The sequence below is a fragment of the Streptomyces sp. NPDC000404 genome (assembly GCF_040300365.1).
GTDB lineage: Bacteria > Actinomycetota > Actinomycetes > Streptomycetales > Streptomycetaceae > Streptomyces > Streptomyces ramulosus.
This window is the reverse complement of sequence record NZ_JBEPDN010000003.1, coordinates 167,514-193,483: the sequence shown is the minus strand read 5'-3', so window position 1 is coordinate 193,483 and position 25,970 is coordinate 167,514. Positions and strand designations below refer to the sequence as shown.

Below are 25,970 nucleotides of genomic sequence, written 5' to 3'. Positions count from 1 at the left end.
GCGGAGCGGACGGGGTGGGGCCGGGGCCCGGGGGACGCGCCCCGGGCCCTGGGCCTCAGCCCTCCGCCACCACCACCGCCGACGCCACGCCCGCGTCATGGCTGAGCGAGACGTGCCAGGCGCGGACGCCCAGTTCGGCGGCGCGGGCGGCGACGGTGCCGCGGACCCGCAGCCGGGGCTGGCCGCTCGCCTCCACGTACACCTCGGCGTCCGTCCAGTGCAGCCCGCCGGGCGCACCGAGCGCCTTGGCGACCGCCTCCTTCGCAGCGAAACGGACCGCCAGCGAGGCGGTGCCGCGCCGCTCCCCGCTCGGCAGCACCAGCTCCGCGTCGATGAACAGCCGCCGCGCCAGCTCCGGCGTGCGCTCCAGCGCGGCCCCGAACCGGTCGATCTCGGCGACGTCGATCCCCACCCCGATGATCACCGGCGCACCCCGTCCCGACGGCGCGCCGGACGGCATCGCTGACGGCTGCTCACTCCACCGTCACCGACTTGGCGAGGTTGCGCGGCTGGTCGACCTCGTTGCCGCGGGCGGTCGCCAGCTCGCAGGCGAAGACCTGGAGCGGGACGGCCGAGACCAGCGGCTGGAGCAGCACCGGGGTCCGCGGGATCCGCACGAGGTGGTCGGCGTAGGGCACCACCGCCTCGTCGCCCTCCTCCGCGATGACGATGGTGCGGGCGCCGCGGGCCCGGATCTCCTGGATGTTGGAGACGATCTTGTCGTGCAGCACGGAGCGGCCGCGCGGCGACGGCACGACCACCACGACCGGCACGTCCTGCTCGATCAGCGCGATCGGACCGTGCTTCAGCTCGCCCGCCGCGAAGCCCTCGGCGTGCATGTACGCCAGCTCCTTGAGCTTGAGCGCGCCCTCCAGCGCCACCGGGTAGCCGACGTGCCGCCCCAGGAACAGCACGGTGTTCTTGTCGGCCAGGCTCCGCGCCAGCTCCCGCACCGGCTCCATCGTGCCGAGCACCTGCTCGACCTGCGTCCCGATCGCGGCCAGCTCACGGACCACGCCCTGGATCTCGTCGCCCCACTTCGTGCCGCGGACCTGGCCGAGGTAGAGCGCCACCAGGTAGCAGGCGACCAGCTGGGTCAAGAACGCCTTGGTCGAGGCGACCGCGACCTCGGGACCGGCGTGCGTGTAGAGCACCGCGTCCGACTCGCGCGGGATGGTCGAGCCGTTGGTGTTGCAGATGGCGAGGACCTTGGCGCCCTGCTCACGGGCGTGCCGCAGCGCCATCAGCGTGTCCATCGTCTCGCCGGACTGGCTGATCGCGATGACCAGCGTGCGCGGGTCCATGATCGGGTCGCGGTAGCGGAACTCGCTGGCCAGCTCGGTCTCGCAGGGGATCCGCGTCCAGTGCTCGATCGCGTACTTGGCGATCATGCCCGCGTGGTACGCCGTGCCGCAGGCGACGATGACGACCTTGTCGACCTCGCGCAGCACCTCCGGCGGGATGCGCACCTCGTCCAGCGACAGCACACCGGACGCGTCGACCCGGCCCAGCAGGGTGTCGGCGACCGCCTTGGGCTGCTCGGCGATCTCCTTGAGCATGAAGTAGTCGTAGCCGTCCTTCTCGGCGGCGGAGGCGTCCCAGTCGACGTGGTACGCGCGCACCTGCGCCGCCGCCCCGTCGAAGTCGGTGACGGTCACCCCGTCCCGGCGCACCTCCACGACCTGGTCCTGGCCCAGCTCGATCGCCTCGCGGGTGTGCGCGATGAACGCCGCCACATCGGACGCGAGGAACGCCTCGTCCTCGCCGACGCCGACCACCAGCGGGGAGTTGCGGCGCGCGCCGACGACCACGTCCGGCGCGTCCGCGTGCACCGCGACGAGGGTGAACGCGCCCTCCAGCCGGCGGCACACCTGACGCATCGCCTCGGCCAGGTCGCCGCAGGACGAGTACGCCTCGGCCAGCAGATGGGCGACGGCCTCGGTGTCCGTCTCGGACGTCAGCTCGTGGCCGCGGTCGGTCAGTTCGGCGCGGAGCGCGGCGAAGTTCTCGATGATGCCGTTGTGGACGACCGAGACCCGCCCGGCGTTGTCCAGATGGGGATGGGCGTTGGCGTCCGTGGGCCCGCCGTGGGTGGCCCACCGGGTGTGCCCGATGCCGGTCGTCCCGGCCGGCAGCGGCCGCGCCGCCAGCTCCTTCTCCAGATTGGCGAGCTTGCCGGCCTTCTTCGCCGAGGCCAGCCCGCCGTCGGCCAGCACCGCGACACCCGCCGAGTCGTACCCGCGGTACTCCAGTCGGCGCAGTCCGGCAAGCACGACGTCCAGGGCGCTCTGTCCGCCCACATAACCCACGATTCCGCACATGGGGGCAGCGTACGCGCCGGTCCCGCGCGCCCCCGCGCCCGGCAGCCGCCCGGCCGCACCGGGCGCGCCGACGGGTCCCCGCCGCACGCGCCCCGGCCTCATCCGGCGCTCAGTACCCCCGCTCCGACCGCTCCGCCGCCTGCCGGACCGTGTCCAGGAACTCCTCCTCGGCCTCCGTGTCCGTGCACGCCGGGGACTCGTACCGCTCCAGGAACCCGGCGAGGTCCTCGTCCAGGTCCAGCAGGTCCAGATCCACGTCGGGCAGCTCCTCGGCCAGCTCGGCGTGGACATGGGCGGCGAACCGCTCCCGGTCCGCCACCGCCGTCGCGCCCCGGCGCCGCCGCAGCACTCCCCTGCCCTGCCGTCCACCCATCCCGACCACCCCTCCTCGGCCCGCTCCGGGCCCTGCACCGTTCCGGGCAACCCGGTCCACGCTCGAAGACGGCGAGCGGCGGCCAACCGTTCCCACCGCGCGCGCCCTCTTCCGCGCGCCCCCTGCGGGCGCCCCGGGCGACCCGGAGGTCGCCGCCCCGGCCCGCCCGCGCACAATGAACCCGTGGCCCCGACGACCGATCCGCAGCAACGACGCCGCGCCGAGCGCTCCCCGTACGTCGATCTGACGCGTACGGAGTGGAGCGCGCTGCGGGAGAAGACCCCGTTGCCGCTCACCGCCGAAGAGGTCGAGCGGCTACGCGGTCTGGGGGACGTCATCGACCTCGACGAGGTCCGCGACGTCTACCTCCCGCTCTCCCGGCTGCTCAACCTCTACGTCGGCGCCACCAGCAATCTGCGCGGCGCGCTCAACACCTTCCTCGGCGACGCCGGCGGCGGCCACGGCGCGCAGCCGGGCACCCCGTTCGTCATAGGCGTGGCGGGCAGCGTCGCGGTCGGCAAGTCGACCACCGCGCGGCTGCTCCAGGCGCTGCTGGCGCGCTGGCCCGAGCACCCGCGCGTGGAGCTGGTCACCACCGACGGCTTCCTCCACCCCAACGCCGAGCTGCACCGCCGCGGGCTGATGTCCCGTAAGGGCTTCCCCGAGTCCTTCGACCGGCGGGCGCTGACCCGCTTCGTCGCCGATGTGAAGTCCGGCCGCGCCGAGGTCACCGCGCCCGTCTACTCGCATCTGATCTACGACATCGTCCCGGGCGAGCGGCTCACCGTGCACCGCCCGGACATCCTCATCGTGGAGGGCCTGAACGTCCTCCAGCCCGCGCTGCCCGGCAAGGACGGCCGCACCCGCCTCGGTCTCGCCGACTTCTTCGACTTCTCCGTCTACGTCGACGCGCGGACCGAGGACATCGAGAAGTGGTACCTCGGCCGCTTCCGCAAGCTGCGCCGGACCGCGTTCCAGGACCCGTCCTCGTACTTCCGCAAGTACACCCAGGTCTCCGAGGAGGAGGCGCTGGAGTACGCCCGGAAGATGTGGCGGACCATCAACAGGCCCAACCTGGAGCAGAACGTCGCCCCCACCCGCGGCCGCGCCAACCTCGTGCTGCGCAAGGGCCCCGACCACAAGGTCCAGCGGCTGTCGCTGCGGAAGCTCTGACCGGGCGCCTCCGGACGGCCCCGCCCCGCCGGCGGTCCACCGCGGCGAGCCGCCACCCTGACGGGACGCCCCCGGACGATCCCCGGCACTCCGCACACGGACGCCCCACCAGCCGGAGAGCCCTCGCCCGGCCGCTCAACTCCCGCCCCGCGCCCGTCAATTGACCGCGTCCCACGCCTTGTCGCCGACGCCGTACCCGCCCTACCGTCAGGTAACACGGTCCGTGCACGGATCTTTCCGGGCCGTGGCCCCGCACGACGTGAACCCGACGGCGCCCCGGCTCCGTACCCGCACCGCGGCTACGCCGTCCGGCGGCCGTCGCATGCCCTTGAGCGCTCCCCCTCGTTGACAGTCCGCCGGTCGCTCCGGTCCGCCGGAGCCGGTCAGCCTCTCACCAGGAGCCCCCATGACCCGTGCACCCTCCCGCCACCGGACCGCCCGCCGCCGCCCCGCGCGCCTGGCCGCGGCCGCCGCCGCGCTCGCCCTCGCCGCGGCCGCGCTCACCCTCGCCGCCCCCGCCCGCGCCACGCCCGCCCCGGCGCCGCAGGCCCCCGCGAGGACCGCCGCCCTGCCCATCGGCGACCTCTCCACCGCCGTCCACAACTTCCTCTTCAGCCCGGGCGCCGTCGCCGGCGCCAACGACTGGAACTGCAAACCGACCGCGGCCCACCCCTACCCGGTCGTCCTCGCCCACGGCACCCTCGCCAACGCCGGCGCCAACTGGGTCGCCCTCGCCCCCACCCTCGCCAACCAGGGCTACTGCGTCTACGCGTTCAACTACGGCATGAACCACCTGTCGGCGGGCCGGGTCGGCGGCCTCACCGACATCGGCGACTCCGCGAAGCAGCTCGGCGCCTTCGTCGACAAGGTGCTCGCCGCCACCGGCGCGCGGAAGGCCGACATCGTCGGCCACTCCCAGGGCGGCATGATGCCGAACTTCTACCTCAAGCGGCTGGGCGGCGCCGCGAAGGTCCGCACCCTCGTCGGCATCGCCCCCAGCAACCACGGCACCACGCTGAGCGGCCTGCTCACCCTCGGCAAGCAGATGAACGCCCTCGGCTTCACCAACGACATCCTCGACGCCACCGGGCTCACCGGCCTCAAGCAGCAGGAGGCCGGCTCCGACTTCCAGAAGGAGCTGTGGAAGGACGGCGACACCGTGCCCGGCGTCCGCTACGTCGTCATCGCCACCCGCAAGGACACGGTCATCACGCCGTACACCAACGGCTTCCTGCACGGACCCGGCGTCACCAACATCACGCTCCAGGACCAGTGCCCCGACGACGCCACCGGCCACGCCGGCCTCTTCCTCGACGGCCCCACCCTCCAGAACGTCGTCAACGCCCTCGGCCCGCAGGACCCGCACTTCACCCCGGAGTGCCGCGACTACGGCCCGGCCCTCTGACACCGGCCCGCGAAACGCCCGTGCCCCCGACCGCAGCGAGCGACCGGGGGCACGGCATGCGTGGGGGGCGGGCTCAGCCCAGCGCCGACTTCACCGCATCGGCCAGCCGCTCCGCGACCGCCCGCGCCTGCTCGATGTCGGCCGCCTCGACCATCACCCGGACCAGCGGCTCCGTACCGGACGGCCGCAGCAGCACCCGGCCGGTCCCGCCCAGCTCCTGCTCCGCCTCGGCGACCGCCGCGGTCAGCGCCGGGGAGGTCTTGACCTTCGACTTGTCGACGTCGGGGACGTTGATCAGCACCTGCGGCAGCCGCTCCATCACGGCGGCCAGCTCGTCCAGGCCCCGGCCCGTCGCGGCGACCCGCGCGGCCAGCATCAGACCGGTGAGCGTGCCGTCGCCGGTGGTCGCGTGGTCCAGCACGATGACGTGCCCGGACTGCTCACCGCCGAGCGCGAAGCCCTGGCCCTTCATCTCCTCCAGGACGTACCGGTCGCCGACCGCGGTCGCCACCATGTCGATCCCGGCCCGCTCCATCGCCAGCTTGAAGCCGAGGTTGGACATGACGGTGGCGACGACGGTGTTCTTCCGCAGCGTCCCCGCCTCGCGCATCCCGAGCGCGAGGACGGCGAGGATCTGGTCGCCGTCGATCTCGTTGCCCGCGCGGTCCACGGCCAGGCAGCGGTCCGCGTCGCCGTCGTGCGCCACACCCAGATCGGCGCCGTGCTCGACGACCGCGGCGCGCAGCAGCCCCAGATGCGTCGAGCCGCAGCCGTCGTTGATGTTGAGGCCGTCCGGGTCCGCACCGATGGTGACGACGTCCGCACCGGCGCGCGCGAACGCCTCCGGCGAGACCCGCGCCGCCGCGCCGTGCGCCCCGTCGATGACGATCTTCAGGCCGTCGAGGCGGTTGGGCAGCACGCCGACGAGGTGCGCGACGTAGTTGTCGAAGCCCTCGTCGTAGACGGTGACCCGGCCCACCCCGGCGCCGGTCGGCCGCTCCCACGGCTCACCGGAGGCGTGCGCCCGGTACGTCCGCTCGATGCGGTCCTCCAGCTCGTCGGCGAGCTTGTGGCCGCCGCGGGCGAAGAACTTGATGCCGTTGTCGGGCATCGGGTTGTGGCTCGCGGAGAGCATCACGCCGAGATCCGCGCCGAGCGAACCGGTCAGATACGCCACCGCCGGCGTCGGCAGCACGCCCACCCGCAGCACGTCCACCCCGGCGCTCGCCAGCCCGGCGACGACCGCCGCCTCCAGGAACTCACCCGAGGCCCGCGGGTCCCGCCCGACGACGGCCACCGGCCTGCGCCCCTCCAGTGGGCGACCGCTGCCCGACTCCTCCTCTGCGAGTACGTGCGCCGCAGCGACCGACAGACCGAGCGCCAGCTCCGCCGTCAGATCCGCATTGGCGACACCGCGCACCCCGTCCGTCCCGAAGAGTCGTCCCACTGGTGTCCTCCGCATAGATGAGCTTGAACCAGAGCGTTGCGTCCAGGTATACGCCCCCCGGACGCCCGAATAACGCACCGGTCCCGGATAGCCGAACGCCCCGGCTGCACGGAGAGTGCCACCGGGGCGTACGGGAAAGTGCTGCGAGCGCAGCGCGCGATTAGCGCTTGCTGTACTGCGGCGCCTTGCGGGCCTTCTTGAGACCGGCCTTCTTGCGCTCGACCGCACGGTCGTCACGCTTGAGGAACCCGGCCTTCTTCAGGGTGCCGCGGTTGTTCTCGACGTCCGCCTCGTTCAGCGCACGGGCGACGCCCAGACGCAGCGCACCGGCCTGGCCGGAGATGCCGCCGCCGGAGATGCGGGCGACCACGTCGTAGCGGTTGTCGAGCTCGAGCACCTTGAAGGGCTCGTTGACTTCCTGCTGGTGCACCTTGTTGGGGAAGTAGCCCTCAAGGGTGCGACCGTTGATCTTCCACTGACCGGTGCCCGGAACGATCCGGACGCGGGCGATGGCGTTCTTGCGACGGCCCAGGCCCGCAGCCGGCTGCGGGTCGCCGAAGCGGGAGGCGAGGGACTCGGAGGTGTACTCGCCCTCCAGCGGAACCTCGGTCTCGCTGGTGTACTGCTCGACCTCGACCTCGTCCAGCGGGGTCTCGGGGGTGGTCTCAGCCACGATGCTCCTCAGATTCTCTGTCGTCTTAGGGGGTGGCCGGACTTACTGCGCGACCTGGGTGATCTCGAACGGGACCGGCTGCTGAGCAGCGTGCGGGTGCTCGGCGCCCGCGTAGACCTTCAGCTTCGAGAGCATCTGACGGCCGAGGGTGTTCTTGGGGAGCATGCCCTTGATGGCCTTCTCGACGGCCTTCTCGGGGTTCTTGTCGAGCAGCTCGTCGTACCGGACGGAGCGCAGACCACCGGGGAAACCGGAGTGGCGGTAGGCCAGCTTCTGGCTGCGCTTGTTGCCGGACAGGTGCACCTTGTCGGCGTTGACGATGATGACGAAGTCACCCATGTCAACGTGCGGCGCGTACACCGGCTTGTGCTTGCCCCTCAGAAGGGACGCGGCCTGAGAGGCCAGACGGCCCAGGACAACGTCCTGCGCGTCAATGACGTGCCACTGGCGCTGGACATCGCCGGGCTTGGGGCTGAACGTACGCACGGTCGTAGCCTTCGCTTCTTCAGTGATGGGGTCGCCCGTGCCTCCGGAGAGGCTCAGGAGACGGGGTCCTGTACTGGCACCTCGGTCGATCGGACCGGCAGTGCGGCGCTACGGGTGACGCAACCCGATCGTCCGCCGCCGGTTCATCGGCCCGGTGGCCGGCGTAAGGGCCCCTCACGTGAGATAGAGCAAGCCAATACGCATAACGAACTGGCAGAATACCGGCCCGCCCCCGGCCGGGTCAAAACGCGGCTCGAACCGGTGGACGACTCCGGGAGCCCCGGACCGGCACCCCTACGGGCACGGGCCCGGACCCGCCGGGCGTCCGCCGGCCCCCCCTCACCGCTCCCGCGCCACCCGGCCCTCGTCCCACACCGGCTCCGTCGTCTCCCGGACCACGCCGTCCGCGCCGAAGACCAGGAAGCGGTCGAAGGCGCGGGCGAACCAGCGGTCGTGCGTCACCGCCAGCACCGTCCCGCTGTACGCCTCCAGGCCCTCCTGCAGCGCCTCGGCGCTCTCCAGGTCGAGGTTGTCGGTCGGCTCGTCCAGCAGCAGCGCCGTCGCGCCCGCCAGCTCCAGGAGCAGGATCTGCAGCCGCGCCTGCTGCCCGCCCGACAGCCGCTCGAACCGCTGCTCCGCCTGGCGCTCCAGCTCGTAGCGGCGCAGCGCGCTCATCGCGGCGCCGCGGTCCTTGGCGTGCTCCGTCCAGAGGATGTCGAGCAGCGTGCGGCCGGTCAGCTCCGGGTGGGCGTGGGTCTGCGCGAAGTACCCGGGCTCCACCCGGGCGCCCAGCTTGACCTGCCCGGAGTGTTCGACCGGCCGCTCCGCGTCCTGGGCCAGCAGCCGCAGGAAGTGCGACTTGCCGGAGCCGTTCGAGCCCAGCACCGCGACCCGCTCGCCGTAGAAGACCTCCAGCGAGAACGGCTTCATCAGCCCCGTCAGCTCCAGATCCGTGCAGGTCACGGCCCGCACGCCGGTGCGGCCGCCGCGCAGCCGCATGGTGATCTCCTGCTCCCGCGGCGGCTCCGGCGGCGGCCCGGCCTCCTCGAACTTCCGCAGCCGGGTCTGCGCCGCGTGGTAGCGCGAGGCCATGTCGTGGCTGTTCTCCGCCGCCTGCCGCAGGTTCCGCACCAGCTTCTTCAGCTGCTCGTGCTTCTCGTCCCAGCGCCGCCGCAGCTCCTCGAAGCGCGCGAACCGCTCCTTGCGCGCCGCGTGGTACGTCGCGAAGCCGCCGCCGTGCACCCAGACGTCCGACCCGGCGGGCCCCGGCTCCACGCTGACGATCTTGTCGGCGGCGCGCGCCAGCAGCTCCCGGTCGTGGCTGACGAAGAGCACCGTCTTCTTCGTCTGCCGCAGCTGCTCCTCCAGCCACCGCTTGCCCGGCACGTCCAGATAGTTGTCCGGCTCGTCCAGCAGCAGCACCTCGTCGGTGCCGCGCAGCAGCGACTCCAGCACCAGCCGCTTCTGCTCACCGCCGGAGAGCGTCCGCACCAGCCGCCACTGCGCCTTCTCGTACGGCATCCCCAGCGCGGCGGTGGTGCACATGTCCCAGACCGTCTCGGCCTCGTAGCCGCGCGCCTCCGCCCAGTCGCTGAGCGCCTGCGCGTACGCCATCTGCGCGGCCTCGTCGTCGACCGTCATCACGGCCTCCTCGGCCGCGTCCACCGCCCGCGCGGCCGTCCGCAGCCGCGGCGACGCGACGGAGACCAGCAGGTCACGCACGGTCCGCTCGTCCCGCACCGACCCCACGAACTGCGGCATCACGCCGAGGCCGCCACCGACCGTGACCGATCCGCCGTGCGGCGTCAGCTCCCCGGCGAGCAGCCGCAGCAGCGTCGTCTTGCCCGCGCCGTTGGCCCCCACCAGCGCCACCGACGAGCCCTCACCGACCCGGAACGAGACGTCCCCGAGCAGCACCCTCCCGTCCGGCAGGTAGTACTCCAGATGCCCGGCCTCCACATGTCCCATGGACCGGATTGTCGCCGCCCGGCCCCGCATTCCCCAACCGGATTACGGGCGGCAGCCGTGGCCGCGGGCACGGTCCGGGTCGTTAGGATGCGCGGCATGAGCTTTGGGCATGGGGGGCCGTTCGACGGCCCAGGGGGATCCGGTTCCACCCCGGACTGGGAGGCACTCGCCGAGCGGAGCGAGGCGGGCGCCCGGCGCAAGCGCTGGCTGATGATCGGCGGCGGCGCGCTGGCCGCCCTCGCCGTCGCGGGCATCGTCGCGACCGCCATGGTCCTCAGCGGCGGCTCCGACAACAAGCCGCCCAAGGACATCGCCGCCTCCGGCTCCACCGCCCCCGAACCGCACCCGTCCTTCTCCGACGTCTCGGTCCCCCCGCCGCCCAACCCGCGGGACTACATCACCGACCGCACGAAGGACCGCGCCCCGCTGACCACGGCCACCCTCTTCCCCGACAAGGCCATGGTCATCGGCGAGCACACCTACCCGCGCACCGCGCAGTCCGCGACGAAGGACTGCACCGCCGGTACGCAGGGCGCGCTCGGCTCCCTGCTGAAGCACAACGGCTGCGAGGCGCTGCTGCGCGCCACCTACGCCAAGGGCGGCGTCGCCGTCACCATCGGCATCGCCGCCCTGGACTCCGCCGACGCCGCCGAACGCGTCAAGGCGAAGGCCTCCGGCAACCTCGCCCCGCTCGCCGGCGGCCACGTCGGCGAGGCGTTCTGCCGCGGCACCGCCTGCCGGATGACCGCCAACGCCACCGGCCGCTACGCGTACTTCACCATCGCCGGATACCTCGACGGCAGGCGCGTCACCGAGAAGTCCGCCCCCGCCCTCCAGATCGGCCGCGACGGCGAGTCCTACGCCTTCGCCCGCATCATCCAGCGCGGCAAGGACCAGGCCGCGAAGGCCGCCCAGGCCCAGCAGCAGGGCTGACGGCACAAAGACGGAGGGCCGGGCAGCAGCCGCCCGGCCCGTCCGCCCGATCCGGCCGGGCGCCTCAGCAGCACCCCGCCCCCGGCAGCGTCCGCCGGTTGCGCGCCTCCAGATTCCGCGCCATCAGCCGGTCGTCGGCCGGATAGCCGACCTCCTCCAGCGTCAGGCCGTGCGGCCGCACCACGTGCACCGCGGAGTCCCGCACGCCCGCGGCCAGCACCTTCCCCGGCCAGTCGACCGGCCGGTGCCCGTCCCCGACGAACAGCAGCGCGCCGACCAGCGAGCGCACCATGTTGTGGCAGAACGCGTCCGCCCGCACCGTCGCCGTGACGATCCCGTCCGCGTCCCGCACCCAGCTCAGCTCCTGGAGCGTACGGATCGTCGTCGCCCCCTCGCGCCGCTTGCAGTACGCCGCGAAGTCGTGCTCGCCCAGCAGCGCCCGCGACGCCGCGTTCATCGCGTCCACGTCGAGCGCCCAGTCGTGCCACAGCACATGGCCGCGCAGCAGCGGGTCCACTCCCCCGGGGTGATCGGTGACCCGGTACGCGTACCGCCGCCAGATCGCCGAGAACCGCGCGTTGAAGCCGTACGGCGCCTCGGCCACCCGCCACACCCGGACGTCCTTCGGCAGCCGCCCGGCCAGCCGCCGCAGCAGCCGGTCGCCGTGCTCGGCCCACAGCTCCTCGGGCAGATCCACATGCGCCACCTGCCCGCGCGCGTGCACCCCGGCATCCGTCCGCCCGGCCACCGTCAGCTCGTACGTCTCGCCGGAACGGGTCACCGTCCGCAGCGCCGCCTCCAGCTCGCCCTGGACGGTGCGCCGCTCGCGCTGCTTCGCCCAGCCGGAGAACTCCGCGCCGTCGTACGAAAGATCCAGCCGCACCCGGACGAACCCGGGCTCCACCTCATCGCTCACCCGTCGATCCTCTCAGAGCACGGCAAACGGAACGGGCCCGCTCCCCGAAGGGAACGGGCCCGCCCGCGGGACTCAGCGGCCTCAGGCGTCCTTGGACTCCTCGGCCGGCGCCTCGGTCGCCTCGGCGGCGTCCTTCTTCAGCGCGTCTTCCTTGACCGCACGCTTGGTGGCGGCCTCGGCCTCACCGGTGGCCTGCTGGGCCACGGTCAGCGCCTCCACCAGCTCGATGACGGCCATGGGGGCGTTGTCGCCACGGCGCGCACCGATCTTGGTGATGCGGGTGTAACCACCCGGGCGGTTCTCGAACCGCGGGGCGATCTCGGTGAACAGCGTGTGCACGATGCTCTTGTCCGAGATCAGCTGCATGACCTGACGACGGTTGTGCAGGTCACCCTTCTTCGCCTTGGTCACGAGACGCTCGGCGTACGGGCGCAGACGGCGGGCCTTGGCCTCGGTCGTCGTGATGCGGCCGTGCTCGAAGAGCGCGGTGGCCAGGTTGCGCAGCATGAGACGCTCGTGCGCCGCGCTACCGCCCAGACGGGCACCCTTGGTGGGCTTCGGCATGGTGTTTCTCCTAGGTGTCTGCCCCGGCCGTATCAGGTACCGAGGTCAGTATCCGAGCAGACGGTCGTCTGTCGGAGATCCGGGCGCGCCCCGCGAGGGACGCGCCCGGAAGGGGCGCGGGGAACTACGCGATCAAGCGCAGCGCCCCGTACCCAAGATCCAGCAGCGAGCACCGGGCTCAGTACTGCTCGGTCTCCACGAAGCCCTGGTCCGCGTCGTCGTCCGCGCCGAAGGCGTCGGCGGCGGCGGTCGGGTCGAACCCGGGGGGCGAGTCCTTGAGCGCCAGGCCCATGCCCGCGAGCTTGGCCTTGACCTCGTCGATCGACTTCGCACCGAAGTTGCGGATGTCGAGCAGGTCCGCCTCGGAGCGGGCCACCAGCTCGCCCACCGAGTGGATGCCCTCACGCTTGAGGCAGTTGTACGACCGAACGGTGAGCTCCAGCTCCTCGATCGGCAGCGCCAGGTCGGCGGCGAGGGCGGCGTCCGTCGGGGACGGGCCCATGTCGATGCCCTCGGCGTCGATGTTCAGCTCGCGGGCGAGACCGAACAGCTCGACCAGGGTCTTACCGGCCGACGCCATGGCGTCGCGCGGGCGCATGGCCTGCTTGGTCTCGACGTCGACGATCAGCTTGTCGAAGTCGGTCCGCTGCTCGACACGGGTCGCCTCGACCTTGTAGGTGACCTTGAGGACCGGCGAGTAGATCGAGTCGACCGGAATCCGGCCGATCTCCTGGCCGACCTGCTTGTTCTGCACGGCGGAGACATAGCCGCGACCGCGCTCGACGGTCAGCTCCATCTCCAGCTTGCCCTTGGCGTTCAGGGTCGCCAGGACCAGGTCCGGGTTGTGGACCTCGACACCGGCCGGGGGCGCGATGTCGGCGGCGGTGACCAGGCCCGGGCCCTGCTTGCGCAGGTACATCACGACCGGCTCGTCGTGCTCCGAGGAGACGACCAGCTGCTTGATGTTGAGGATGAGGTCGGTGACGTCCTCCTTGACGCCCGGCACGGTGGTGAACTCGTGCAGGACACCGTCGATGCGGATCGACGTGACCGCCGCACCCGGAATCGAGGAGAGGAGCGTACGGCGGAGGGAGTTGCCGAGGGTGTAACCGAAGCCCGGCTCCAGGGGCTCGATCACGAACCGGGAGCGGTACTCGTCGACGACCTCTTCGGTCAGCGACGGACGCTGAGCGATAAGCATGTGTGTTCCTTCAGTCGTGGGCGCCCGCTATTTGACGCCCTCTGCTGACAAGGGTACGGGCGGCACGCGGTTCCGAAGAACCTGTGCCGCCCGAGCCCTGCGCCCTACTTACTTGGAGTAGAGCTCAACGATCAGCTGCTCCTGCACCTGGGTGTCGATCACCTGGCGCTCGGGCAGGCTGTGCACGAGGATCCGGAGGTTCGACGGGATCGCTTCCAGCCACGCCGGAACGGTCTTCTCGCCGGCCTCGGCCTTGGCCACCTCGAAGGGGGTCAGGTTCCGGGAGCCCTCGCGGACCTCGATGATGTCGTTCACGGAGACGCGCGCCGACGGGATGTCGGTCTTGCGGCCGTTCACGTTGATGTGTCCGTGACGCACCAGCTGACGGGCGTGGTCGCGGGACTTGGCGAAGCCGGCCCGGTAGACCACGTTGTCGAGGCGGGTCTCAAGGATGCGCAGAAGGTTCTCACCGGTCTTGCCGGTCTTCTGGTTCGCTTCCTTGTAGTAGTTCACGAACTGCTTCTCAAGGACACCGTAGATACGGCTGCACTTCTGCTTCTCACGAAGCTGGAGCAGGTACTCGCTGTCCTTGGTGCGCCCGCGACCGTGCTCACCCGGGGGGTAAGGACGGATCTCGATCGGGCACTTCGCGCTCTCGCACTTGCTCCCCTTGAGGAAGAGCTTCTGCTTCTCCCGACGGCAACGCTTGCAGTCGGCCCCGGTGTAACGCGCCATTGTCTAGTTGTCTCCTACTTCAGTGGGTCAGACGCGGCGGCGCTTGGGAGGGCGGCAGCCGTTGTGCGGGGTCGGGGTGACGTCCTGGATCGAACCCACCTCGAGGCCGGTGGCCTGGAGGGAGCGGATCGCGGTCTCACGGCCGGAGCCGGGGCCCTTGACGAACACGTCGACCTTGCGCATGCCGTGCTCCTGCGCGCGACGGGCGGCCGACTCGGCAGCCATCTGCGCGGCGAACGGAGTCGACTTACGCGAACCCTTGAAGCCCACGTGACCGGCCGAGGCCCAGGAAATCACGTTGCCGGTCGGGTCGGTGATCGAAACGATCGTGTTGTTGAACGTGCTCTTGATGTGAGCGTGCCCGTGGGCGACGTTCTTCTTCTCCTTGCGGCGCACCTTCTTGGCGCCGGCCGTACGGCCCTTCGGAGGCATGAAATTCTCCTAATGGAGGTGGTCGGTCCTACAGCGAAGACCGCTGACTTCCGCGGCCCGGGAAAACGGAACCGCAGTGCGTCCTGCTGAGGACTACTTCTTGCCCGGCTTCTTCTTGCCGGCGATCGCGCGACGCGGGCCCTTGCGGGTACGGGCGTTCGTGCTGGTGCGCTGGCCGTGGACCGGAAGGCCGCGGCGGTGACGCAGACCCTGGTAGCAGCCGATCTCGACCTTGCGGCGGATGTCGGCCTGGATCTCGCGACGGAGGTCACCCTCGGTCTTGAGGTTGTTGTCCACGTACTCGCGGATCTTGATCAGGTCTTCCTCGGCCAGGTCGCGAACCCGGGTGTTGGGGTTCACGCCGGTGGCGGCGAGGGTCTGCTGCGACAGCGTGCGCCCAATGCCGAAGACATAGGTGAGGGCGACCTCGACGCGCTTTTCGCGCGGGAGATCAACGCCTGCGAGGCGTGCCATTGATGTGGCTCCTGATGGCTATTCGGAGGTCTTCCGCAGCACCGTTCCCGTAAGACTCAGCTGAATTACGAGCCGGGCCCCGGCCTCCGAGCCGGGGGTTTCGTCCCACGCGAAAGACGCGGGGGTCGGGTGTCTGCGTATGTACGAATTACGTGCGTCGCGCGAACTGCGAAATGCAGGTGGTCGGCGTGCGTCAGCCCTGGCGCTGCTTGTGGCGCAGGTTGTCGCAGATGACCATGACCCGGCCGTGGCGGCGGATCACCTTGCACTTGTCGCAGATCTTCTTGACGCTCGGCTTGACCTTCATGGGTGTGAGGTTCTCCGGGTCAGTGCCGTCACCCCGGCGGAGCGGGGCGTCGACAAGATCTACTTGTAGCGGTAGACGATCCGGCCACGCGTCAGGTCGTACGGAGAGAGCTCCACCACGACCCGGTCATCCGGGAGGATACGGATGTAGTGCATCCGCATCTTGCCGCTGATGTGCGCGAGGACCTTGTGACCGTTCTGGAGCTCCACCTTGAACATCGCGTTCGGCAGAGACTCGATCACGGTGCCCTCGATCTCGATGGCACCTTGCTTCTTGGCCACGCTTCGCCTTTCGAATCGGCTACCTTGATCGGCTCTCCCGCGAGAGCCACCACGCCAAGGGCAGGCGGATGCACGAGAGCCGACGCGTCAGTCTACGTCAGCGCCCCCGAAAAGACGAATCCACGATTATTGCCCACCCGGGGAGATCCTTACGCCACCGGCCCGCGGGCCGTCGCACTTCCTTCGCACGGACCCCACGCGGAGCCCGCCGTCAGGCGCCGGCGAGCGGGTCCGGCGCCGCCGTGACACCCAGCTCGGCCAGCTTGGCCTTGCCGCCGTCGACCGCGGTCAGCACCAGCGGACCTTCCTCGGTCAGCGCCACCGAGTGCTCCCAGTGCGAGGACCAGCCGCCGTCGTTCGTCTTGACCGTCCAGTCGTCGTCCAGGACGTGCGTCTTGTGCGTGCCGAGGTTGACCATCGGCTCGATCGCGATGCAGAAGCCGGGCACCAGCTTCGGGCCGCGGCCGCGCTTGCGGTCGACGTAGTTCAGCAGGTGCGGGTCCATGTGCATCTGCGAGCCGATGCCGTGGCCGCCGTACTCCTCGACGATGCCGTACTTCCCGCACGCCGGGCGCGGCTGCCGCCGGATGTAGCCCTCGATCGCCTTGGAGATGTCGATCAGCCGGTTGCCCTTGGCGACCGCGGCGATCCCGGCCCACATGGACTCCTCGGTCACCCGGCTCAGCTCGACCAGCTCGGCGGAGTGCCCGGAGCCGACGAACGCGGTGTACGCGGCGTCGCCGTGCCAGCCGTCGATGATCGCGCCGCAGTCGATGGAGATGATGTCGCCGTCGGCGAGAACCGTTTCGTCGTCCGGGATGCCGTGGACGACGACGTCGTTCACCGACGTGCAGATCGTCGCGGGGAAGCCGCCGTACCCGAGGAAGTTCGACTTCGCGCCGTGCTCGGCGAGGACCTTGCGGGCCACCTCGTCCAGATCGCGGGTGGTCGCGCCCGGCACCGCCGCCTCACGGGTCGCGGCATGGATGGCGGCGACCACCAGCCCCGCCTCGCGCATCTTCGCGATCTGCTGAGGGGTCTTGATCTCCACCATGGCGGGTAACGCCTTCCTGAACCGACTGTGCCGACAACCGCGTCATTCGCACGGCCGACCGCCGCGCGGGCGCGCCCGCCCCTCCATACGATACGGCCGCGGCGCCCTGGGCAGGGCACCGCGGCCGTATCGAAGCGTACGCGGAGGTTACTCGCCGCGTCCGAGCGCGGACATCGCCCGCTGCGTGACCTCTTCGACCTTGCCGAGGGCGGGAATCGTCACGACGAGTTCCTGCGCCTTGTAGTAGTCGATGATCGGCTCGGTCTCCGAGTGGTAGACCTCCAGGCGCTTACGCACCGTGTCCTCGTGGTCGTCGTCGCGCTGGTAGAGCTCGCCGCCGCAGACGTCGCAGACGCCCTCGGTCTTCGGCTTGCTGTACTCGGCGTGGAAGACGTGCGCGGAGTTCTTCCGGCAGATCCGGCGGCCGGCGATCCGCTTGACGACCTCGTCCTCGGGGACCTCCAGGTCGAGCACCGCGTCCAGCGCGATGCCCTTGCCCTTGAGGTACGCATCGAGCGCCTCGGCCTGGCCGAGGTTGCGCGGGAACCCGTCCAGCAGGAAGCCCCCGGCCGCGTCGGCCTGCTCCATGCGGTCCTCGGCCATCCGGATGGTGACCGAGTCCGGGACGAGGTTGCCGGCGTCCATGTAGGACTTGGCCTCGACGCCGAGGGGCGTGCCCTGGCTGATGTTGGCGCGGAACAGGTCACCCGTGGAGATGTGCGGGATCTCAAGGTTCCGGGCGAGGTACGCGGCCTGCGTACCCTTACCGGCTCCCGGGGGTCCGACGAGGACGATTCGCATCAGCGGAGGAACCCTTCGTAGTTGCGCTGCTGAAGCTGGCTCTCGATCTGCTTCACGGTCTCCAGACCCACACCCACGATGATCAGGATGCTCGTCCCGCCGAACGGGAAGTTCTGGTTCGCGTTGAACAGCACCAACGCCACTGTTGGTACGAGTGCGATCAGCCCCAGGTACAGCGAGCCCGGCCACGTGATCCGGTTGAGCACGTAGCTGAGGTACTCGGCCGTCGGGCGACCAGCCCGGATACCCGGGATGAAGCCACCATACTTCTTCATGTTGTCGGCAACTTCTTCGGGGTTGAAGGAGATCGCCACGTAGAAGAAGGCGAAGAACACGATCAACAAGAAGTACGTAACGATGTAAACCGGGTGGTTTCCCTTGGTGAAGTTCGTGGAAATCCACCGGGCCCACTCCGCGTCCGAGCCGCTGAACTGCGCGATCAGGGCCGGAATGTAGAGCAACGACGACGCGAAGATGACGGGAATCACACCCGCCTGGTTCACCTTGAGCGGGATGTACGTGGACGTACCGCCATAGGAACGGCGCCCGATCATGCGCTTCGCGTACTGCACCGGAATCCGGCGCTGCGCCTGCTCGACGAAGACCACCAGGGCCACCATCGCGAGGCCGACGGCGATCACCGCGAAGAACTCGATCCAGCCGTCGGCGAGCTTGCCCGTGGTCTTGATCTGCCAGAGCGCGCCCGGGAAGCCGGCGGCGATCGAGATGAACATCAGGATCGACATGCCGTTGCCGATGCCACGGTCGGTGACCAGCTCACCGAGCCACATGACCACCGCGGTACCCGCGGTCATCGTGATGACCATGGTGATGGTGGTGAAGATCGAGTCGCTCGGCACGATCTCGCTGGCGACCGGGCAGCCGTTGAAGAGGGCGCCGCTGCGGGCCGTGGCCACCAGGCCGGTGCCCTGCAGGATCGCCAGCGCGACGGTCAGATAGCGGGTGTACTGGGTGATCTTCGCCTGGCCGGTCTGCCCCTCCTTCTTGAGGGCCTCCAGCCGGGGAATGACCACGGTCAGCAGCTGGAGGATGATGCTCGCCGTGATGTACGGCATGATCCCCAGCGCGAAGATCGTGATCTGCAGCAGCGCACCACCGCTGAACATGTTCACCAGGGCGAACAATCCGCTGTTGCCGCCGGCCTGCTTCATGCAGGTCACGACGTTCGCGTAGTTCACCCCGGGGATCGGGACATGGGCACCGATCCGGTAGAGCACCACGATGCCCAACGTGAACAGCAGCTTTTTGCGCAGGTCGGGCGTCTTGAACGCTCGGGCGAACGCGGTGAGCACGGTGCCTCCTGCGCCCCCCGCCGGACGGGCGAGAGGTGACGGTCTTGAGGATCGACGAATAAAAGCGGCCTATAAACGCCGCACGGCGGGCCGTGCGGCGGGGGTCCGGTGCTTCCCCCGTAAAAGTTGCACCGGCAGGCCACCTTACCGGCGACCGTACCCCCGTGGAACGACCAACCGGGGATGCCCCAAACGATGGGCATCCCCGGTCAGTTGAACCAACGAACTCAGAGGAGTTCGGTGACGGTGCCGCCGGCAGCGGCAATCTTCTCCTTGGCGGAGCCGGAGACGGAGTCCACCGTCACCTGCAGCGCCACGGAGATCTCGCCCTGGCCCAGGACCTTGACGAGCTCGTTCTTGCGCACCGCGCCCTTGGCGACCAGGTCGGCCACCGTGACCTCGCCACCCTGCGGGTAGAGCGCGGCCAGCTTCTCCAGGTTCACGACCTGGAACTGCTTGTGGGCGGGGTTCTTGAAGCCCTTCAGCTTCGGGAGGCGCATGTGGAGGGGCATCTGCCCACCCTCGAAGCGCTCCGGAACCTGGTAACGGGCCTTGGTGCCCTTGGTACCACGACCAGCGGTCTTACCCTTGGACGCCTCACCACGACCGACACGGGTCTTGGCGGTCTTGGCACCCGGGGCAGGACGGAGGTTGTGGACCTTCAGCGGGTTCTGCTCCGCCATGTCAGTCGACCTCCTCAACCGTCACGAGGTGACGGACGGTGTGCACCATGCCGACGACCTCGGGACGGGCCTCCCGGACGACGCTGTCGTTCAGCCGCTTGAGGCCGAGCGTACGGAGCGTGTCGCGGTGGTTCTGCTTGCTACCGATGTAGGACTTGGTCTGGGTGATCTTGATGCGCATTACGCAGTCACCCCGGCACGCGCACGCAGCAGGGCTGCGGGAGCAACGTCCTCCAGCGGCAGGCCACGACGGGCCGCGATCTCCTCGGGGCGCTGCAGGCCCTGAAGCGCGGTCACCGTGGCGTGCACGATGTTGATCGGGTTCGACGAACCGAGCGACTTGCTCAGGACGTCGTGGATGCCCGCGCACTCCAGGACGGCGCGCACCGGGCCACCGGCGATCACACCGGTACCGGGGGAAGCCGGCTTGAGCAGGACGACGCCTGCAGCCTTCTCGCCCTGGATGGGGTGCGGGATGGTGCCCTGGATACGGGGGACCTTGAAGAAGTTCTTCTTGGCCTCTTCCACGCCCTTGGCGATGGCAGCCGGAACTTCCTTGGCCTTGCCGTAACCGACACCTACGGTGCCGTCACCGTCGCCCACCACGACCAGCGCGGTGAAGCTGAAACGACGACCACCCTTGACAACCTTGGCGACACGGTTGATCGCGACAACGCGCTCAACGTATGCGGTCTTCTCGGCGGCAGCGCCACCGTCGCGACCCTTCCGGTCCCGCCGCTCGCCGCCACCGGCACCGCTGCCGCGGCGCTGGGGTCCAGCCATTGGATTTACCTCTCTCTGTTACGTCCGCTAGCTCCGGAACCGGGGCTTAGAACTTCAGCCCGGCTTCGCGGGCGGCGTCCGCCAGAGCGGCAATGCGCCCGGCGTACTGGTTGCCACCGCGGTCGAACACGACGGCCTCGACGCCGGCGGCCTTGGCGCGCTCGGCGACCAGGGAACCGACCTGCTTGGCCTGGTCGCCCTTGCTGCCCTCGCCGCCACGGATCGACGCGTCCAGGTGCGACGCCGACGCGAGCGTGTGGCCCGCGATGTCGTCGATGACCTGGGCGGTGATGCCGCGGTTGGAGCGCGTCACGACCAGACGCGGACGCTCCGGCGTACCCGAAATCCGCTTACGGATGCGGATGTGGCGCCGCTTGAGGGCGGCACCCTTGCGGGCGTTGCCCTTCGCGATCTTCACACCGTATGCCATGGCTTACTTACCAGCCTTTCCGACCTTGCGGCGGATGACCTCGCCGGCGTACTTGACGCCCTTGGCCTTGTACGGGTCAGGCTTGCGCAGCTTGCGGATGTTCGCCGCAACCTCGCCGACCTTCTGCTTGTCGATGCCCTCGACGCTGAGCTTCGTCGGGGACTCGACCTTGAAGGAGATACCTTCGGGCGCCTCGACGAGGATCGGGTGGCTGTAGCCCAGGGAGAACTCCAGGTTGGAGCCCTTGGCCTGGACGCGGTAGCCGACACCGCTGATTTCGAGCGCCTTGCTGTAGCCCGCGGTCACGCCGGTGATCATGTTCGCCACCAGCGTGCGGGACAGGCCGTGAAGGGCCTTGTTCTGACGCTCGTCGTTCGGGCGGGAGACGTTGATGACGCCGTCCTCACCCTTGGCGACCTCGATGGGCGCGGCGACGGTGTGCGAAAGGGAGCCCTTGGGACCCTTCACGTTGACCGTGCGGCCATCGATGGTGACGTCCACACCAGCGGGAACCTGGATGGGCAGCTTGCCAATGCGCGACATTAGCTCTTCCTCCGTTCCCTGATTACCAGACGTAGGCGAGGACTTCCCCACCCACGCCCTTCTTGCTGGCCTGCTGGCCGGTCAGGAGACCGTGGGACGTGGAGATGATCGCCACGCCCAGGCCGCCGAGGACCTTCGGCAGGTTGGTGGACTTTGCGTAGACCCGCAGGCCCGGCTTCGAGATGCGCTTGATGCCGGCGATCGAGCGCTCGCGGTTCGGGCCGAACTTCAGCTCGAGGATGAGGTTCTTGCCGACCTCGGCGTCCTCAACCTTCCAGCCGGTGATGTAGCCCTCCTGCTGGAGGATCTCCGCGATGTGAGACTTGATCTTGCTGTGCGGCATCACGACGGTGTCGTGGTACGCCGAGTTCGCGTTCCGCAGACGGGTCAGCATGTCTGCGATGGGATCAGTCATGGTCATGAATTGGCCTTCGGCCTCTCTCGCCGGGGTTTCCTATATGTGCCATCCCTCTCCCCGATCAGAGTCGGGACGGGTGCGGCACGGGGACCTACGGCGTAGTAAGCGACGTTATGCGGGCGAGATGCCCGCGGTCGGTCTCGGGCGGCGGGGCGCCCAACCCTTCTACCCTACGGGACGAAGGGCGGGGCGCCAGCCGACCGGATGCTTACCGAGAGCTTCCGGGTCATCCCAACTAGGGGATTACCAGGAGCTCTTGGTCACGCCCGGCAGCTCGCCGCGGTGAGCCATCTCACGAAGGCACACGCGGCAGAGGCCGAACTTGCGGTACACGGAGTGCGGGCGGCCACAGCGCTGGCAGCGGGTGTAGGCGCGCACACCGAACTTGGGCTTGCGAGCAGCCTTCGCGATCAGAGCCTTCTTCGCCATCTCGCTCACGCCTCCTTGAACGGGAAGCCGAGGTGACGCAGAAGGGCGCGGCCCTCGTCGTCGTTGGTCGCCGTGGTGACCACGGTGATGTCCATACCCCGGGTACGGTCGATCTTGTCCTGGTCGATCTCGTGGAACATGACCTGCTCCGTGAGACCGAAGGTGTAGTTACCGCGGCCGTCGAACTGCTTCGGCGACAGACCACGGAAGTCGCGGATGCGCGGCAGCGCGAGCGACAGCAGGCGGTCCAGGAACTCCCACATGCGGTCACCGCGGAGGGTGACGTGGGCACCGATCGGCTGACCCTCACGCAGCTTGAACTGCGCGATGGACTTCCGGGCCTTGGTGACGGCCGGCTTCTGGCCGGTGATCGTGGTGAGGTCCTTGATGGCACCGTCGATCAGCTTGGAGTCGCGGGCGGCGTCGCCCACACCCATGTTGACCACGATCTTGGTCAGACCGGGGATCTGCATGACGTTCTCGTACGAGAACTCGTCCTTCAGCTTCCCGGCGATCTCTTCGCGGTAGCGCTGCTTGAGACGCGGCGCGTTGGTGGTGGCAGTCATCAGATGTCCTCACCGGTCCGCTTGGCAACGCGGATCTTGTTGCCTTCGTCGTCGAAGCGGTAGCCGACGCGGGTGACGACCTTCTTGCCGTCCTTCTCCACGACGAGCTGCACGTTGCTCACGTGCACCGGGGCCTCGGTGGTGACGATGCCGCCGGTCTGCGAGCCGCGCGCGGTCTGGCCGGCCTTGGTGTGCTTCTTGACCCGGTTGACACCCTCGACCAGGACACGGTCCTCGCGGGGGAAGGCCGCGATGACCTTGCCCTGCTTGCCCTTGTCCTTACCGGTGATGACCTGGACCAGGTCGCCCTTCTTGATCTTCATCGGTTACAGCACCTCCGGCGCGAGCGAGATGATCTTCATGAACTTCTTCTCGCGCAGCTCACGGCCCACGGGGCCGAAGATACGGGTGCCGCGGGGGTCGCCATCGTTCTTGAGGATGACGGCCGCGTTCTCGTCGAAGCGGATGTACGAGCCGTCCGGACGGCGGCGCTCCTTGACGGTGCGAACGATGACGGCCTTGACGACGTCACCCTTCTTCACGTTGCCACCGGGGATCGCGTCCTTCACGGTGGCGACGATGACGTCACCGATGCCCGCGTAGCGCCGGCCCGAGCCACCGAGAACACGGATGGTGAGAATTTCCTTCGCACCCGTGTTGTCGGCGACGCGAAGCCGAGACTCCTGCTGGATCACGTCTATCTCCTGATCGTCTGCCGGTTCCCGGCGGGTCCCCGCGGTGAGGCGGGGACCCGCCGAGCCTGGCGGAACTGACCTGAGGGGGAACCCTCAGGCGGTATTTCGTGGCGTTCCCTTACGGGAACTGCCTACTTGGCCTTCTCGAGGATCTCGACGATGCGCCAGCGCTTCGAGGCGGACAGCGGCCGGGTCTCCATGAGGAGGACGCGGTCGCCGACACCCGCGGCGTTCTGCTCGTCGTGCGCCTTGAGCTTGTTGGTACGGCGGATGACCTTGCCGTACAGCGCGTGCTTGACGCGGTCCTCGACGGCGACGACGACGGTCTTGTCCATCTTGTCGCTGACGACGAGACCCTCACGGGTCTTGCGGAAGCCGCGGTCGTTCGTCTCAGTCACATTCTTCTCGCTCATCAGGCGCTCTCCACCGTCTCGATGCCCAGCTCACGCTCACGCATCAGGGTGTAGATCCGGGCGATGTCCTTACGGACGGACTTGAGCCGACCGTGGTTCTCAAGCTGTCCGGTCGCCGCCTGGAAGCGGAGGTTGAACAGCTCCTCCTTGGCCTCACGAAGCTTGGCAACGAGGTCCTCGTTGTTCAGCTCGCGCAGCTCGGTCGCCTTGGTACCGGCCGCCATCACGACTCACCTGCCTCGCGCCGCACGATGCGGCACTTCATCGGAAGCTTGTGGGCGGCGCGGGTCAGCGCCTCCTTGGCAACCTTTTCGTTCGGGAAGGACAGCTCGAACATCACCCGACCGGGCTTGACGTTCGCGACCCACCACTCGGGAGAACCCTTACCGGAACCCATGCGGGTCTCGGCCGGCTTCTTCGTGAGCGGGCGGTCCGGGTAAATGTTGATCCAGACCTTGCCGCCACGCTTGATGTGACGGGTCATGGCGATACGAGCCGACTCGATCTGACGGTTCGTCACGTACGCCGGGGTGACGGCCTGGATGCCGTACTCACCGAAGGCCAGCTCGGTGCCACCCTTGGCCATGCCGTTGCGCTTCGGGTGGTGCTGCTTACGGTGCTTGACCCTGCGAGGGATCAGCATGTCGGTCAGGCCTCCTGTCCGGTGCTCTCAGCCGGAGCAGCGGCTGCGGCCTCGGCCTTGGGGGCCTCGGCAGCGGCGTTCTGCTGCTGCGGCTTGCGGCCGCGGCCGCCACGCTCGCCACCGCGGCGCGGGCGGTCGTTGCCACCGCGGGCCGGGCGGTTACCCGCACGGGCGGCGGCGTTCTCCGCACGGACCTCGGCGATGTTCTTGACGTCGCCCTTGTAGATCCAGACCTTCACGCCGATGCGGCCGAAGGTGGTCTTGGCCTCGAAGAAGCCGTAGTCGACGTTGGCCCGGAGGGTGTGCAGGGGCACACGGCCCTCGCGGTAGAACTCCGAGCGGGACATCTCGGCACCGCCGAGACGGCCACCGCACTGGATCTTGATGCCCTTGGCGCCGGCCTTCATCGTCGACTGCATGCTCTTGCGCATGGCGCGACGGAAGGAGACGCGGGAGGACAGCTGCTCGGCGACGGCCTGGGCCACGAGCTGAGCATCGGTCTCGGGGTTCTTGACCTCGAGGATGTTCAGCTGGACCTGCTTGCCGGTCAGCTTCTCCAGTTCGCCGCGGATGCGGTCGGCCTCGGCGCCACGGCGGCCGATGACGATGCCCGGACGAGCGGTGTGGATGTCAACGCGGACGCGCTCACGGGTGCGCTCGATCTCCACCTTGGAGATACCGGCGCGCTCCATGCCCTTCGTCATCATGCGACGAATGGCGACGTCTTCCTTGACGTAGTCCTTGTACAGCTTGTCGGCGTACCAGCGGGACTTGAAGTCCGTCGTGACGCCGAGCCGGAACCCGTGCGGGTTTACCTTCTGGCCCATTACCGGGTTCCTTCCTTGCTGCTGACGACCACGGTGATGTGGCTGGTCCGCTTGCGGATCCGGTAGGCGCGGCCCTGGGCACGCGGACGGAACCGCTTCAGGGTCGGGCCTTCGTCGACATATGCCTCGGAGATGTAGAGGCTGTCGGCGTCGGTGTGGTCGTAGTTGTGCGCGGCGTTGGCAATGGCGCTGTCCAGCACCTTGCCCACCGGCACGCTCGCGGCCTGCGGGGCGAAACGCAGGACCGCCTGAGCCTCCGTGGCATCCATGCCACGGATAAGGTCCACCACGCGGCGGGCCTTCATGGGCGTGACGCGGATGTACCGCGCCTGGGCCCTGGCTTCCATGGTTGTCCCTTCGGTGTCAGTCATAGTCTTCGCACTCCGCCGATCAACGACGCCGCGACTTGCGGTCGTCCTTCTCGTGGCCGCGGAAGGTGCGGGTCGGCGCAAACTCGCCGAGCTTGTGGCCAACCATCGACTCGGTGACGAACACCGGGACGTGCTTGCGGCCGTCGTGCACCGCGATCGTGTGGCCGAGCATGGCCGGGACGATCATGGAGCGGCGGGACCAGGTCTTGATGACGTTCTTGGTGCCGGCTTCGTTCTGAACATCCACCTTCTTGGCGAGGTGGTCGTCGACGAAGGGCCCCTTCTTGAGACTGCGCGGCATCTAAACCCGCT

37 protein-coding genes are annotated in these 25,970 nt (G+C 69.3%); 3 read left to right on the top strand and 34 right to left on the bottom strand.

What is annotated here, in order from left to right:
* Positions 1–55: 55 nt before the first annotated feature.
* The 3 genes from ABT345_RS06790 to ABT345_RS06780 form a co-directional block, all read right to left on the bottom strand.
* The gene (locus ABT345_RS06790) at positions 56–424 is read right to left on the bottom strand and encodes a holo-ACP synthase (RefSeq protein WP_345088278.1); all 369 of its coding nucleotides are present in this window, start codon (positions 422–424) and stop codon (positions 56–58) included.
* A 49-nt stretch (positions 425–473) separates the two neighbouring features.
* Positions 474–2,321, bottom strand: coding sequence for a glutamine--fructose-6-phosphate transaminase (isomerizing) (gene glmS, locus ABT345_RS06785; RefSeq protein WP_345088280.1), 1,848 nt, complete (start codon positions 2,319–2,321; stop codon positions 474–476).
* 109 nt (positions 2,322–2,430) lie between these two features.
* Complete coding sequence (locus ABT345_RS06780) at positions 2,431–2,694, bottom strand: hypothetical protein (protein WP_345088282.1); 264 nt, start codon at positions 2,692–2,694, stop codon at positions 2,431–2,433.
* A gap of 183 nt (positions 2,695–2,877) precedes the next feature.
* On the opposite strand from ABT345_RS06780, the gene coaA reads away from it, so the two are divergent.
* Positions 2,878–3,867, top strand: a complete 990-nt coding sequence (gene coaA / locus ABT345_RS06775) for a type I pantothenate kinase (RefSeq protein ID WP_345088284.1) — start codon at positions 2,878–2,880, stop codon at positions 3,865–3,867.
* Between the two features lie 406 nt (positions 3,868–4,273).
* A complete protein-coding gene (locus tag ABT345_RS06770) occupies positions 4,274–5,272 on the top strand; it encodes an esterase/lipase family protein (protein ID WP_345088286.1) in 999 nt (332 codons plus the stop codon).
* Between the two features lie 73 nt (positions 5,273–5,345).
* On the opposite strand, the gene glmM is transcribed toward ABT345_RS06770, so the two are convergent.
* From glmM to ABT345_RS06750, 4 genes are all read right to left on the bottom strand, one after another.
* A complete protein-coding gene (gene glmM / locus ABT345_RS06765) occupies positions 5,346–6,719 on the bottom strand; it encodes a phosphoglucosamine mutase (protein WP_345088288.1) in 1,374 nt (457 codons plus the stop codon).
* Positions 6,720–6,879: 160 nt separating this feature from the next.
* A complete protein-coding gene (rpsI, locus tag ABT345_RS06760) occupies positions 6,880–7,392 on the bottom strand; it encodes a 30S ribosomal protein S9 (RefSeq protein ID WP_345088290.1) in 513 nt (170 codons plus the stop codon).
* A gap of 42 nt (positions 7,393–7,434) precedes the next feature.
* Positions 7,435–7,878, bottom strand: a complete 444-nt coding sequence (gene rplM / locus ABT345_RS06755) for a 50S ribosomal protein L13 (protein WP_345088292.1) — start codon at positions 7,876–7,878, stop codon at positions 7,435–7,437.
* Positions 7,879–8,217: 339 nt separating this feature from the next.
* Complete coding sequence (locus tag ABT345_RS06750) at positions 8,218–9,846, bottom strand: ABC-F family ATP-binding cassette domain-containing protein (RefSeq protein WP_345088294.1); 1,629 nt, start codon at positions 9,844–9,846, stop codon at positions 8,218–8,220.
* A 96-nt stretch (positions 9,847–9,942) separates the two neighbouring features.
* Between ABT345_RS06750 and ABT345_RS06745 the strand changes: the two genes are divergently transcribed.
* A complete protein-coding gene (locus tag ABT345_RS06745; protein WP_345088297.1) occupies positions 9,943–10,779 on the top strand; it encodes a hypothetical protein in 837 nt (278 codons plus the stop codon).
* 64 nt (positions 10,780–10,843) lie between these two features.
* Here the strand turns inward: ABT345_RS06745 and truA are convergent, their stop codons facing one another.
* From truA to rpsS, 27 genes are all read right to left on the bottom strand, one after another.
* Entirely contained in the window at positions 10,844–11,695 is an 852-nt protein-coding gene (gene truA, locus ABT345_RS06740; RefSeq protein ID WP_345088299.1) for a tRNA pseudouridine(38-40) synthase TruA, read from the bottom strand.
* 81 nt (positions 11,696–11,776) lie between these two features.
* On the bottom strand, positions 11,777–12,259 hold the full coding sequence (gene rplQ / locus ABT345_RS06735; RefSeq protein ID WP_345088301.1) for a 50S ribosomal protein L17: 483 nt from the start codon (positions 12,257–12,259) through the stop codon (positions 11,777–11,779).
* Positions 12,260–12,437: 178 nt separating this feature from the next.
* Positions 12,438–13,460, bottom strand: coding sequence for a DNA-directed RNA polymerase subunit alpha (locus ABT345_RS06730; RefSeq protein ID WP_345088303.1), 1,023 nt, complete (start codon positions 13,458–13,460; stop codon positions 12,438–12,440).
* 108 nt (positions 13,461–13,568) lie between these two features.
* Positions 13,569–14,195: a 30S ribosomal protein S4 gene (rpsD, locus tag ABT345_RS06725; protein WP_136741304.1), complete on the bottom strand. Its 627-nt coding sequence runs from the start codon at positions 14,193–14,195 to the stop codon at positions 13,569–13,571.
* A gap of 27 nt (positions 14,196–14,222) precedes the next feature.
* Complete coding sequence (rpsK, locus tag ABT345_RS06720; RefSeq protein ID WP_004571845.1) at positions 14,223–14,627, bottom strand: 30S ribosomal protein S11; 405 nt, start codon at positions 14,625–14,627, stop codon at positions 14,223–14,225.
* A gap of 93 nt (positions 14,628–14,720) precedes the next feature.
* Entirely contained in the window at positions 14,721–15,101 is a 381-nt protein-coding gene (gene rpsM, locus ABT345_RS06715; protein WP_030074809.1) for a 30S ribosomal protein S13, read from the bottom strand.
* Positions 15,102–15,294: 193 nt separating this feature from the next.
* A complete protein-coding gene (rpmJ, locus tag ABT345_RS06710; protein ID WP_003956441.1) occupies positions 15,295–15,408 on the bottom strand; it encodes a 50S ribosomal protein L36 in 114 nt (37 codons plus the stop codon).
* A 59-nt stretch (positions 15,409–15,467) separates the two neighbouring features.
* On the bottom strand, positions 15,468–15,689 hold the full coding sequence (gene infA, locus ABT345_RS06705; RefSeq protein WP_003956442.1) for a translation initiation factor IF-1: 222 nt from the start codon (positions 15,687–15,689) through the stop codon (positions 15,468–15,470).
* A gap of 211 nt (positions 15,690–15,900) precedes the next feature.
* Positions 15,901–16,743 carry a type I methionyl aminopeptidase gene (gene map / locus ABT345_RS06700; RefSeq protein ID WP_345088310.1) on the bottom strand — a complete coding sequence of 281 codons (843 nt, stop codon included), beginning with the start codon at positions 16,741–16,743 and terminating at the stop codon, positions 15,901–15,903.
* Positions 16,744–16,890: 147 nt separating this feature from the next.
* Positions 16,891–17,544 (bottom strand): adenylate kinase, encoded by a 654-nt coding sequence (locus ABT345_RS06695; RefSeq protein WP_345088312.1) that lies wholly within the window; start codon positions 17,542–17,544, stop codon positions 16,891–16,893.
* Complete coding sequence (gene secY / locus ABT345_RS06690) at positions 17,544–18,857, bottom strand: preprotein translocase subunit SecY (protein ID WP_345088314.1); 1,314 nt, start codon at positions 18,855–18,857, stop codon at positions 17,544–17,546. The genes ABT345_RS06695 and secY overlap by 1 nt, the downstream gene beginning before the upstream one ends.
* Before the next feature lie 227 nt (positions 18,858–19,084).
* Positions 19,085–19,540, bottom strand: a complete 456-nt coding sequence (rplO, locus tag ABT345_RS06685) for a 50S ribosomal protein L15 (protein WP_030283439.1) — start codon at positions 19,538–19,540, stop codon at positions 19,085–19,087.
* Position 19,541: 1 nt separating this feature from the next.
* A complete protein-coding gene (gene rpmD, locus ABT345_RS06680) occupies positions 19,542–19,721 on the bottom strand; it encodes a 50S ribosomal protein L30 (protein WP_030283440.1) in 180 nt (59 codons plus the stop codon).
* Positions 19,721–20,323 carry a 30S ribosomal protein S5 gene (rpsE, locus tag ABT345_RS06675; protein WP_006604888.1) on the bottom strand — a complete coding sequence of 201 codons (603 nt, stop codon included), beginning with the start codon at positions 20,321–20,323 and terminating at the stop codon, positions 19,721–19,723. Before rpsE ends, rpmD begins: the two co-directional genes overlap by 1 nt.
* 46 nt (positions 20,324–20,369) lie before the next feature.
* Positions 20,370–20,753: a 50S ribosomal protein L18 gene (gene rplR / locus ABT345_RS06670; protein WP_030283441.1), complete on the bottom strand. Its 384-nt coding sequence runs from the start codon at positions 20,751–20,753 to the stop codon at positions 20,370–20,372.
* Between the two features lie 3 nt (positions 20,754–20,756).
* Positions 20,757–21,296 carry a 50S ribosomal protein L6 gene (gene rplF, locus ABT345_RS06665; RefSeq protein ID WP_030283443.1) on the bottom strand — a complete coding sequence of 180 codons (540 nt, stop codon included), beginning with the start codon at positions 21,294–21,296 and terminating at the stop codon, positions 20,757–20,759.
* A gap of 22 nt (positions 21,297–21,318) precedes the next feature.
* On the bottom strand, positions 21,319–21,717 hold the full coding sequence (gene rpsH, locus ABT345_RS06660; RefSeq protein ID WP_004571835.1) for a 30S ribosomal protein S8: 399 nt from the start codon (positions 21,715–21,717) through the stop codon (positions 21,319–21,321).
* Between the two features lie 240 nt (positions 21,718–21,957).
* Positions 21,958–22,143 carry a type Z 30S ribosomal protein S14 gene (locus tag ABT345_RS06655; RefSeq protein ID WP_003956452.1) on the bottom strand — a complete coding sequence of 62 codons (186 nt, stop codon included), beginning with the start codon at positions 22,141–22,143 and terminating at the stop codon, positions 21,958–21,960.
* Between the two features lie 5 nt (positions 22,144–22,148).
* On the bottom strand, positions 22,149–22,709 hold the full coding sequence (gene rplE, locus ABT345_RS06650; protein ID WP_143940040.1) for a 50S ribosomal protein L5: 561 nt from the start codon (positions 22,707–22,709) through the stop codon (positions 22,149–22,151).
* Positions 22,709–23,032 (bottom strand): 50S ribosomal protein L24, encoded by a 324-nt coding sequence (gene rplX / locus ABT345_RS06645; protein WP_018847498.1) that lies wholly within the window; start codon positions 23,030–23,032, stop codon positions 22,709–22,711. Before rplX ends, rplE begins: the two co-directional genes overlap by 1 nt.
* 3 nt (positions 23,033–23,035) lie before the next feature.
* Positions 23,036–23,404 (bottom strand): 50S ribosomal protein L14, encoded by a 369-nt coding sequence (gene rplN / locus ABT345_RS06640; protein ID WP_003974257.1) that lies wholly within the window; start codon positions 23,402–23,404, stop codon positions 23,036–23,038.
* A 131-nt stretch (positions 23,405–23,535) separates the two neighbouring features.
* Complete coding sequence (gene rpsQ, locus ABT345_RS06635; protein WP_030283447.1) at positions 23,536–23,817, bottom strand: 30S ribosomal protein S17; 282 nt, start codon at positions 23,815–23,817, stop codon at positions 23,536–23,538.
* Complete coding sequence (gene rpmC, locus ABT345_RS06630; protein ID WP_030283449.1) at positions 23,817–24,041, bottom strand: 50S ribosomal protein L29; 225 nt, start codon at positions 24,039–24,041, stop codon at positions 23,817–23,819. Before rpmC ends, rpsQ begins: the two co-directional genes overlap by 1 nt.
* The gene (rplP, locus tag ABT345_RS06625; protein WP_004571829.1) at positions 24,041–24,460 is read right to left on the bottom strand and encodes a 50S ribosomal protein L16; all 420 of its coding nucleotides are present in this window, start codon (positions 24,458–24,460) and stop codon (positions 24,041–24,043) included. Before rplP ends, rpmC begins: the two co-directional genes overlap by 1 nt.
* Before the next feature lie 5 nt (positions 24,461–24,465).
* Positions 24,466–25,287, bottom strand: coding sequence for a 30S ribosomal protein S3 (rpsC, locus tag ABT345_RS06620; RefSeq protein ID WP_030283450.1), 822 nt, complete (start codon positions 25,285–25,287; stop codon positions 24,466–24,468).
* Entirely contained in the window at positions 25,287–25,634 is a 348-nt protein-coding gene (gene rplV / locus ABT345_RS06615; RefSeq protein WP_019329637.1) for a 50S ribosomal protein L22, read from the bottom strand. The genes rpsC and rplV overlap by 1 nt, the downstream gene beginning before the upstream one ends.
* Before the next feature lie 43 nt (positions 25,635–25,677).
* Complete coding sequence (rpsS, locus tag ABT345_RS06610; RefSeq protein ID WP_004571826.1) at positions 25,678–25,959, bottom strand: 30S ribosomal protein S19; 282 nt, start codon at positions 25,957–25,959, stop codon at positions 25,678–25,680.
* Positions 25,960–25,970: the final 11 nt, after the last annotated feature.

Excerpts from the sequence above, each read along its gene's own strand:
- ABT345_RS06745 (WP_345088297.1), top strand. The coding sequence starts at position 9,943 with ATGAGCTTTGGGCATGGGGGGCCGTTCGACGGCCCAGGGGGATCCGGT.
- rpsQ (WP_030283447.1), bottom strand. The coding sequence starts at position 23,817 with ATGAGCGAGAAGAATGTGACTGAGACGAACGACCGCGGCTTCCGCAAG.
- rpsS (WP_004571826.1), bottom strand. The coding sequence starts at position 25,959 with ATGCCGCGCAGTCTCAAGAAGGGGCCCTTCGTCGACGACCACCTCGCC.
- rplO (WP_030283439.1), bottom strand. The coding sequence starts at position 19,540 with ATGGCGGAGCAGAACCCGCTGAAGGTCCACAACCTCCGTCCTGCCCCG.
- rplX (WP_018847498.1), bottom strand. The coding sequence starts at position 23,032 with ATGAAGATCAAGAAGGGCGACCTGGTCCAGGTCATCACCGGTAAGGAC.
- ABT345_RS06695 (WP_345088312.1), bottom strand. The coding sequence starts at position 17,544 with ATGCGAATCGTCCTCGTCGGACCCCCGGGAGCCGGTAAGGGTACGCAG.
- rplE (WP_143940040.1), bottom strand. The coding sequence starts at position 22,709 with ATGACTGCCACCACCAACGCGCCGCGTCTCAAGCAGCGCTACCGCGAA.
- rplV (WP_019329637.1), bottom strand. The coding sequence starts at position 25,634 with ATGGAAGCCAGGGCCCAGGCGCGGTACATCCGCGTCACGCCCATGAAG.
- ABT345_RS06770 (WP_345088286.1), top strand. The coding sequence starts at position 4,274 with ATGACCCGTGCACCCTCCCGCCACCGGACCGCCCGCCGCCGCCCCGCG.
- ABT345_RS06780 (WP_345088282.1), bottom strand. The coding sequence starts at position 2,694 with ATGGGTGGACGGCAGGGCAGGGGAGTGCTGCGGCGGCGCCGGGGCGCG.
- rpsK (WP_004571845.1), bottom strand. The coding sequence starts at position 14,627 with ATGCCTCCGAAGGGCCGTACGGCCGGCGCCAAGAAGGTGCGCCGCAAG.
- rplP (WP_004571829.1), bottom strand. The coding sequence starts at position 24,460 with ATGCTGATCCCTCGCAGGGTCAAGCACCGTAAGCAGCACCACCCGAAG.
- rpsD (WP_136741304.1), bottom strand. The coding sequence starts at position 14,195 with ATGGCGCGTTACACCGGGGCCGACTGCAAGCGTTGCCGTCGGGAGAAG.
- rpsM (WP_030074809.1), bottom strand. The coding sequence starts at position 15,101 with ATGGCACGCCTCGCAGGCGTTGATCTCCCGCGCGAAAAGCGCGTCGAG.
- ABT345_RS06655 (WP_003956452.1), bottom strand. The coding sequence starts at position 22,143 with ATGGCGAAGAAGGCTCTGATCGCGAAGGCTGCTCGCAAGCCCAAGTTC.
- rpsE (WP_006604888.1), bottom strand. The coding sequence starts at position 20,323 with ATGGCTGGACCCCAGCGCCGCGGCAGCGGTGCCGGTGGCGGCGAGCGG.
- rpmJ (WP_003956441.1), bottom strand. The coding sequence starts at position 15,408 with ATGAAGGTCAAGCCGAGCGTCAAGAAGATCTGCGACAAGTGCAAGGTG.
- rplF (WP_030283443.1), bottom strand. The coding sequence starts at position 21,296 with ATGTCGCGCATTGGCAAGCTGCCCATCCAGGTTCCCGCTGGTGTGGAC.
- ABT345_RS06730 (WP_345088303.1), bottom strand. The coding sequence starts at position 13,460 with ATGCTTATCGCTCAGCGTCCGTCGCTGACCGAAGAGGTCGTCGACGAG.
- glmS (WP_345088280.1), bottom strand. The coding sequence starts at position 2,321 with ATGTGCGGAATCGTGGGTTATGTGGGCGGACAGAGCGCCCTGGACGTC.
- rplQ (WP_345088301.1), bottom strand. The coding sequence starts at position 12,259 with ATGCCGAAGCCCACCAAGGGTGCCCGTCTGGGCGGTAGCGCGGCGCAC.
- map (WP_345088310.1), bottom strand. The coding sequence starts at position 16,743 with ATGGTGGAGATCAAGACCCCTCAGCAGATCGCGAAGATGCGCGAGGCG.
- rplR (WP_030283441.1), bottom strand. The coding sequence starts at position 20,753 with ATGGCATACGGTGTGAAGATCGCGAAGGGCAACGCCCGCAAGGGTGCC.
- rpsC (WP_030283450.1), bottom strand. The coding sequence starts at position 25,287 with ATGGGCCAGAAGGTAAACCCGCACGGGTTCCGGCTCGGCGTCACGACG.
- rpsH (WP_004571835.1), bottom strand. The coding sequence starts at position 21,717 with ATGACCATGACTGATCCCATCGCAGACATGCTGACCCGTCTGCGGAAC.
- rpmD (WP_030283440.1), bottom strand. The coding sequence starts at position 19,721 with ATGCGCATCAAGATCACCCAGACCAAGTCCTACATCGGTAGCAAGCAG.
- rpmC (WP_030283449.1), bottom strand. The coding sequence starts at position 24,041 with ATGGCGGCCGGTACCAAGGCGACCGAGCTGCGCGAGCTGAACAACGAG.
- ABT345_RS06750 (WP_345088294.1), bottom strand. The coding sequence starts at position 9,846 with ATGGGACATGTGGAGGCCGGGCATCTGGAGTACTACCTGCCGGACGGG.